This window comes from Streptomyces sp. NPDC057697 (assembly GCF_042799335.1).
In the GTDB taxonomy this organism is placed as follows: domain Bacteria; phylum Actinomycetota; class Actinomycetes; order Streptomycetales; family Streptomycetaceae; genus Streptomyces.
On record NZ_JBHVJA010000028.1, the window covers coordinates 1 to 8,860 of the forward strand.

Sequence of the window (8,860 nt, forward strand, 5' to 3'; positions counted from 1 at the left end):
ATGTGGAATACGCGGGCGTATGTGTTGGATGCGCGGTTGCGTCCGGTGCCGGTGGGGGTGTCGGGTGAGTTGTATTTCGCGGGTGTCCAGCTGGCCCGGGGTTATTTGAACCGTCCGGGGTTGACGGCGGAGCGGTTCGTGGCGTGCCCGTTCGGCGCGGCGGGTGAGCGGATGTACCGGACGGGTGACTTGGCGCGGTGGCGTGCGGACGGGACGCTCGACTACCTCGGCCGTACGGACGACCAGGTCAAGGTCCGCGGCTACCGCATCGAACTGGGCGAGATCGAGGCGGCCCTGCTGGGGCAGGAAGGTGTGGCGCAGGCCGCGGTGATCGTTCGCGAGGACGTGCCCGGTGACAAGCGCATCGTCGCTTACGTCGTGCCCGGTGGCGGCGCGGTCGTGGACTTGCCACGGGTCAAGGCCGGTGTGGGGGCGGTGCTGCCGGAGTACATGGTGCCGTCCGCGATCGTCGTACTCGACGCGTTGCCGCTGACGGTGAACGGCAAACTGGACCGGCGTGCGTTGCCGGTCCCGGATCATACGGCCGCGCTGGAGGTGTCCTACCGGGCTCCGCGTACGCCGGACGAGCAGTTCCTGTGTGAGACGTTCGCCGACATCCTGGGCCTGGACCGGGTCGGCATCGATGACAACTTCTTCGAGCTGGGTGGGCATTCGCTGCTGGCGGTGACGCTGGTGGAGCGGTTGCGGGCGCGTGGTGTCTCGGTGTCGGTGCGGGCGTTGTTCCGGACGCCGACGCCGGCCGGGCTGGCTGCGGGCGAGAGTGCGGGTGCTGGTCCGGCGTTCGTGGTGCCGGAGAACCTGATCCCGGCGGGGGCCGAGGCCCTGACGCCGGAGATGGTGACGCTCGCCGAGCTGACTGCCGCTGATCTGGACCGGATCGTCGAGGCGATTCCGGGCGGTGCGGCGAATATCGCGGACATCTATCCGCTGGCGCCGTTGCAGGAGGGCATCTTCTTCCACCATCTGCTGGACGCGGGGCAGGGAAGTGATGTCTATATCGTTCCCACGGTGCTGGGATTCGACTCTCGGCAGCGGGTGGACGAGTTCATCACCGCGTTGCAGTCCGTGGTGGATCGGCATGACATCCTGCGGACGGCGGTGCTGTGGGAGAACCTTTCCCAGCCCTTGCAGGTCGTCCAGCGCCAGGCGACCCTTCCCGTCCACGAAGTGACGCTTGCTCGTACTGACGGCGACGATGCTTCGGCTCTGCTGCTCGCGGCGTGCCCGGCGTCGATGGACATCCGCCTGGCACCGATGATCGATATCACGATCGCCCATGACACCGTTGGTGCCGACGCGGGCCGTTGGCTGATGGCGTTGCGCACCCATCATCTGACCCGTGATCACCAGGCGTTGGAGATTCTTCTCGACGAGGTGCGTGCGCATCTGGAGCACGAGGAGGCGCGGCTTCCCGAGCCTGCTCCGTACCGTGACTTCGTCGCGTACTCGCGTCTGGCGGTCTCTGCGGACCAGCATCGTGCCTACTTCGAGCGGGTGCTCGGGGAGGTGGAGGAGCCGACCGCTCCCTACGGTGTCCTGGACACGCACGGTGACGGCAGCGAGACCGGTGAGACGGTGGTGGAGCTCGCCTCGGAGGTCGCTGAGCGGTTGCGGGTGCAGACGCGTCGCCATGGTGTGAGTGCGGCGGCGTTCTTCCATCTGGCGTGGGCGAGGGTGGCCGCCGCGACGACCGGCCAGTCACACCCCGTCTTCGGAACGGTCCTGCTCGGGCGCATGGAGGCCGGAGAGGCTTCCGACCGTACGCCTGGCCTGTACATCAACACGCTGCCGATCCGGATCGACGCGACCCGGACCCTGGACCACGGCTTGCGGACGGTCCAGGATCAATTGGGCGAGTTGTTGGCGCATGAGCATGCCTCATTGGCGTTGGCACAGCAGGCGACGAGTCTTCCGGCGCAGAACCCGCTGTTCACCTCGATTCTCAACTACCGCCACAGCAGGCCGAGTTCCGACTCCGTGCCGGGACAGCTTCCGGACACCGGGATCGCGGGAATCGACATTCTCCACGCTCAGGAGCGGACGAATTATCCGTTGACGGTGTCGGTCGATGACACGGGTGTCGGGTTCCGGTTTGTGGTCCAGGCTGCTGCTCCGATGGATTCGGGTGTGGTGTGTGGTCTGTTCGAGACTGCGGTGATGAATCTGGTGGCGGGGCTTGAGGAGGGGTCCGGCGTGGTGCTGGACCGGGTTCCGGTTCTGGGTGAGCGCGAGCGTGCGTTGGTGGTGTCGGGGTGGAATGACACGGCGCGTGAGGTTCCGGTGGCGACGTTGCCGGAGCTGTTCGAGGCGCAGGTGGTTCGGACGCCTGATGCGGTTGCGGTGGTGCATGAGGGCGAGAGCGTGTCGTACGCGGAGTTGAATGCGCGGGCGAATCGTCTGGCTCATCTGCTGGTGGCCGAGGGGGCGGGCCCGGAGGGTCTGGTCGCGATCTGTCTGCCGCGGTCGGTGGATCTGGTGGTGTCGTTGCTGGCGGTGGTGAAGGCGGGGGCGGCGTATCTGCCGCTGGATCCGGATTATCCGGTGGAGCGGTTGGTGGCGACGGTTGCCGACAGTGGTCCGGTGGCGGTGGTGACCGCTGGTGGTGTGGGCCTGGGTGCGGATGTGGGTGTGCGGCGGGTTGTTCTGGATGATCCGGCGGTGCATCTGGCTCTGTCGGGGATGCCGGATTCGGATCCGGTGCGTGTGGGTCATGGTCCGGAGAATTCTGCGTATGTGATTTATACGTCGGGCTCGACGGGGCGTCCGAAGGGTGTGGTGGTTGCGCATGAGGGTGTGGTGAATCGTCTGGCGTGGATGCAGGCGGATTATGGGCTGGATGCGTCGGATCGGGTGTTGCAGAAGACTCCGGTTGGTTTCGATGTGTCGGTGTGGGAGTTCTTCTGGCCGTTGACGGTCGGGGCTGCACTGGTGGTGGCGAGGCCGGATGGGCATCGGGATCCGGGGTATCTGGCGGAGTTGATTCGTGCGGAGCGGGTTACGGTCGCGCATTTCATTCCGTCGATGATGCAGGTGTTTCTTCTGGAGCCTGCTGTGCGGGAGTGCGGTTCGTCGTTGCGGGCGGTGTTCGCGAGTGGTGAGGCGTTGTCGCCGGAGCTGCGGGATGCGTTCCTGCACGTTCTGAATGTTCCGCTGCACAATTTGTACGGTCCGACGGAGGCGTCGATCGATGTGACGGCGTGGGAGTGCCGGCCGGGTACGGAGACCGTGCCGATCGGCGGTCCGGTGGGCAACACCCGCGTGTACGTCCTCGATGCGAATCTGCAACCCGTTCCGGTGGGTGTTCCCGGTGAGCTCTATCTCGCGGGAGTCCAGCTGGCGCGCGGCTACCTCAACCGTCCCGGTCTGACGGCGGAGCGGTTCGTCGCGTGCCCGTTCGGCGCGGCGGGCGAGCGGATGTATCGCACGGGTGACCTGGCGCAGTGGCGGGCGGACGGGACGCTCGACTACCTCGGCCGTACGGACGACCAGGTCAAGGTGCGCGGCTACCGCATCGAACTGGGCGAGATCGAGGCTGCCCTGCTGGGGCAGGAAGGTGTGGCGCAGGCCGCGGTGATCGTTCGCGAGGACGTGCCCGGCGACAAGCGCATCGCCGCCTACCTCGTGGCCGGTGAAGAAACGGCCGTGGACTTGTCGCAGGTCAAGGCCGGTCTGGGGGCGGTCCTGCCGGACTACATGGTCCCGTCCGCGATCCTCACGCTGGACGCATTGCCCCTGACGGTGAACGGCAAGCTCGACCGGCGCGCCCTGCCGACCCCGGACCACTCCGCCGCCCTCGAAGTGTCCTACCGGGCTCCGAGGACCGAGGACGAGCGGCTGGTCTGCGAGGCGTTTGCCGAGGTGCTCGGGCTCGACCGGGTCGGTCTCGATGACAACTTCTTCGAGCTGGGTGGGCATTCGCTCCTGGCGGTGACCCTCACGGAGCGGTTGCGTAGGCGTGGTGTGCCCGTGTCGGTACGGGGGCTTTTCCAGACGCCGACGCCCGCCGGTCTGGCGGCGGTTGACGGGACGGGTCCGGCGTTCGTGGTGCCGGAGAACCTGATCCCGGCGGGCGCCGAGGTTCTGGCTCCGGAGATGGTGACGCTTGCCGAGCTGACCCAGTCCGATCTCGACCGGATCACCGAGGCGATCCCGGGTGGTGCGGCGAACATCGCGGACATCTATCCGCTGGCGCCCCTACAGGAGGGCATCTTCTTCCACCACCTGCTGGACGCCGAGCAGGGCCGGGACGTGTATATCGTTCCCACGGTGCTGGGATTCGACTCCCGGCAGCGGGTGGACGAGTTCATCACCGCGTTGCAGAGCGTGGTGGATCGGCATGACATTCTGCGCACGGCGGTGCTGTGGGAGAACCTTTCCCAGCCCTTGCAGGTTGTCCAGCGGCAGGTGACTCTTCCCGTTCACGAAGTGACGCTGACGCCCGCCACGACCACGGTCACCGCCACCGCCACCGCTGCCGACCACGACGACGCACCGGCCCGACTGCTCGCGGCCTGTCCGGCGTCGATGGACATCCGGCTGGCACCGATGATCGATGCCACGATCGCTGCCGACACCGGCGAAACCGGTGAGGGCCGTTGGCTGATGGCCTTGCGTACTCATCACCTGACCCGTGACCACCAGGCCCTGGAGATCCTCCTTGACGAGGTCCGTGCGCACTTGGAGCACAAGGAGGGGCGGCTTCCCGAGCCTGCTCCGTACCGTGATTTCGTCGCGTACTCGCGCCTGGCGGTCTCTGCGGAGCAGCACCGTGCCTACTTCGAGCGGGTGCTCAGCGAGGTGGAGGAGCCGACCGCTCCCTACGGCGTCATGGACACGCATGGTGACGGCAGCGGGACCGGTGAGGCCGTGCTGGAGCTTGCTCCGGAGACGGCCGGGCGGTTGCGGGTGCAGACGCGTCGCCATGGTGTGAGTGCGGCGGCGTTCTTTCATCTGGCCTGGGCCCGGGTGGCCGCCGCGACGACCGGCCAGAGCCGCCCCGTCTTCGGAACGGTCCTGCTCGGGCGTATGGACGCGGGCGGCACGGCCCATCGCACCCCCGGCCTCTACATCAACACGCTGCCCATCCGGGTCGACGCGACCCAGCCCCTGGACCAGGGCCTGGGCACCGTACAGGCCCAGCTCGGCGAGCTGTTGCGGCACGAGCACGCGCCGCTGGCCCTGGCACAGCAGGCCACCGGCCTCCCGGCCCAGAGCCCGTTGTTCACCTCGCTCCTCAACTACCGCCACAGCAGGCCGAGTTTCGACTCCGCGCCGGGGCAGCTTCCGGACACCGGGATCGCGGGGATCGAGATCCTGCACGCGGTCGAGCGCAACAACTACCCGGTGACGGCCTCCGTCGACGACACCGGGGCGGACTTCAGGATCACCGTGCACGCGGCCGCGCCGGTCGACTCCGAGACGGTGTGCGGGCTGCTGCACACCGCCGTCGAGAACCTGGTCAGTGCCCTGGAGGAGCGCCCGGACACCCGACTGGACCGGATCGGCGTCCTCGACGACCAGCAGCACGAACAGCTGCTGACCACCTGGAACGACACCGCGCGCGAGATGCGCCCCGCGACCCTCCCGGCTCTCTTCGAGGCACAGGCCGCCCGGACACCCGACGCGGTGGCCCTCGTGCGGACCCGCAGCATGGACGAGAACTCCGTGCAGGGCGCGCTTCCGGCGGACGGCGCGGGCCACGAGACGGTGACGTACGCCGAACTCGATGCGCGTGCCGACCGGCTCGCCGGTGTCCTGGCCGGCCACGGGGCGGGCCCGGAGACGCTGGTCGCGGTGTGCATGCGGCGTTCCACGGAACTCGTGACAGCCTTCCTGGCCGTGTCCAAGGCCGGTGCGGCGTTCGTCCCGCTCGACCTGCGCTCGCCGGTATCGCGCATGGCGGCCGTCCTCTCGGACGCTCGGGCGCACCTGCTGCTGGCCGACACCGACCTGCGCGAGCACGACGTCGTGCGTACGGCGGCGGAGCAGGGCACCCAGGTCGTCTTCATCGACGGCGCTGCGCTCGCCGAGCCGGAAACGGCGGAGACCGCGGCCGTTCGTACGCCGCGGGTGCTGCCGGACCAGGCCGCGTACGTCATGTACACGTCCGGATCTACCGGTACCCCGAAGGGCATCGTCACCACCCACGCCGACGTCGCCGCCCTCCTGCGGGACTCCCGCTGGAACGTCGGCCCGGCCGACCGGGTTCTCTTCCACGCCCCCCACGCGTTCGACGCGTCCACCTACGAACTGTGGGCCCCGCTCGTCCACGGCGGCAGTGTCTCCATCGCCCCTGAGGTCAAGCTCGACAGTTCCGCTCTGCACCACCTGATCACCGACACCCGGGTCACCCACATCCACGTCACCGCCGGGCTGTTCCGCGTCATCAGCGAGGAACACCCCGAGATCTTCACCGAGGTGACGGAGGTCCTCACCGGCGGAGACGTCGTACCGCCCGCAGCGGTCACGCGTCTGCTCGGCGCCCTCCCGCACCTGACCGTCCGCCATCTGTACGGCCCCACCGAGACCACCCTGTGCGCCACCCAGCACCTGGTCACCACCGAAGCCGACCCCGGGCACACGCTTCCCATCGGAAGCCCGATGGACGACACCCGGGTGTACGTGCTGGACGCCGCACTGCGGCCGGCGCCGGTCGGCGTGCCCGGTGAGCTGTACATCGCCGGTACCGGTCTGGCGCGGGGGTATCTGAACCGTCCGGGTCCGACGGCGGAGCGGTTCGTGGCGTGTCCGTTCGGTGCGGAGGGTGAGCGGATGTACCGGACGGGTGACCTGGCGCGTTGGCGTGCGGACGGGACGCTGGACTACCTGGGCCGCACCGACGACCAGGTCAAGATCCGTGGCTTCCGGATCGAGCTGGGCGAGATAGAGGCGGCCCTGCTCGACCGGCCCGGCGTGGCCCAGGCCACCGCGATCGTCCGCGAGGACACCCCCGGCGACAAGCGCATCACCGCCTACGTCGTGCCCACCGAAGGCACGACCATGGACACCAACGCAATCCGGACCGACCTGACGGCACTCCTGCCGGACTACATGGTCCCCTCCGCAGTACTCGTACTCGACACGCTGCCGCTCACGGTGAACGGGAAACTCGACCGCCGCGCCCTCCCGGCCCCGGACCACACCACCGCACTGGAGGCCACCTACCGGGCCCCGCGCACACCGGACGAGCAGCTGATGTGCCAGGCGTTCGCCGACATCCTGGGCCTGCCGCAGGTCGGCATCGACGACAACTTCTTCGACCTCGGCGGACATTCACTCCTCGCCACCCGGCTCGTCAGCCGCGTCCGCTCGACCCTTCAGGTCGAACTTCCCCTCCGGGCCGTCTTCGAGAGCCCCACCGTGGCCGCGCTGGCCCCGCGGCTGTCCAAGGCCGACCGGGCGGCGCCCGCACTGGTGGCCACGGCGAGGCCGGATGTGGTGCCGCTCTCCCTGGAACAGCGACGGATGTGGTTCCTGAGCGAGCTGGAGGGAACGAATGCCTCCTACAACATCCCGCTGACGCTCCGGCTCGAAGGCCCCCTGGACCGACCGGCGCTCGAAAGCGCCCTGCGGGACGTGGTGCGGCGGCATGAAGTGCTGGGAACGGTGTTCCCCGCCCCGGGAGGAGAGCCGCGCCAGCAGGTCCTCACCCCGGACGCGTACCACTGCGACCTGACCGTGGTCGAGACCGCGGAGGCGAACCTCGGCCCCGCTCTGGCGGAGACCGCCTCGCGCCCCTTCGACCTGAGCGCCGAGATCCCGATCCGGGCGACCCTGTTCGCGGTCGGACCGGACGAACACGTGCTCCTGGTCGTGATCCACCACATCGCCGGTGACGGATGGTCGATGCGGCCCCTGGCACAGGACCTCTCGGCCGCCTACGCGATGCGCCGTCTCGGCCGTACGCCCGACTGGGCCCCCCTTCCGGTCCAGTACACCGACTACACGATGTGGCAGCGCGAACTGCTCGGGGCCGACGACGACCCGGAGAGCGTGGTGTCGCGACAGCTCTCCTACTGGCGGAAGGCCCTCGACGGCGCCCCCCAGCAGCTCGACCTGCCCACGGACCGTCCTCGCCCCACCGCCCTGACACACCGTGGCGGCGTGGTGGAGCTGGCCATCCCCGCCGAGCTGCACGAGAACCTGGCCCGGCTCGCGCGTGCCGAAGGGGTGACCATGTTCATGGTGCTCCAGACCGCCCTGGCCACGCTGTTGTCCCGGCTCGGCGCGGGTACGGACATCCCGCTCGGCACCGCGGTCGCCGGCCGGACGGACTCGGCCATGGAAAGCATGGTGGGCTTCTTCGTCAACACCCTGGTGCTGCGGACGGACCTCTCGGGTTTGCCCACCTTCTCCGACCTCCTCCACCGGGTGCGGGAAGCGGGGCTGGAGGCGTTCGCGCACCAGGACGTTCCCTTCGAGCGACTGGTCGAAAGCCTGGCCCCCGCCCGCTCACTGACCCATCACCCCCTGTTCCAGGTCATGCTGGTCCTGCAGAACAACGAGAGCGCCGCACTCGACCTGCCCGGTCTCCGCGTGAGCGGCATGCCGATCGGCAGCAGGCCGGCCAAGTTCGACCTCGACTTCACCTTCGAGGAGCGCTTCACGGACGAACGGCGCCCCGACGGGCTGCTGGGCCGGATCGTCTACGCCCACGACCTCTTCGACCAGCGAACGGTCGAAGAGTTCGGCTCCAGGCTGCACCGCGTCCTGGCGGCCATGGCCACGGATCCCCGTCAAAGGGCCGGTCGGGTCGAGGTGTTGGGTGAGTGTGAGCGTGCGTTGGTGGTGTCGGGGTGGAACGACACGGCGCGTGAGGTTCCGGCGGTGACGTTGCCGG

The 8,860-nt window shown here is 68.7% G+C and carries 1 protein-coding gene; it reads left to right on the plus strand.

The window, feature by feature from the left end:
• Positions 1-21: 21 nt before the first annotated feature.
• Positions 22-8,860, plus strand: an 8,839-nt coding sequence (locus ACFVFH_RS35570; RefSeq protein WP_383777056.1) for an amino acid adenylation domain-containing protein, incomplete at its 3' end; no start/stop codon positions are given.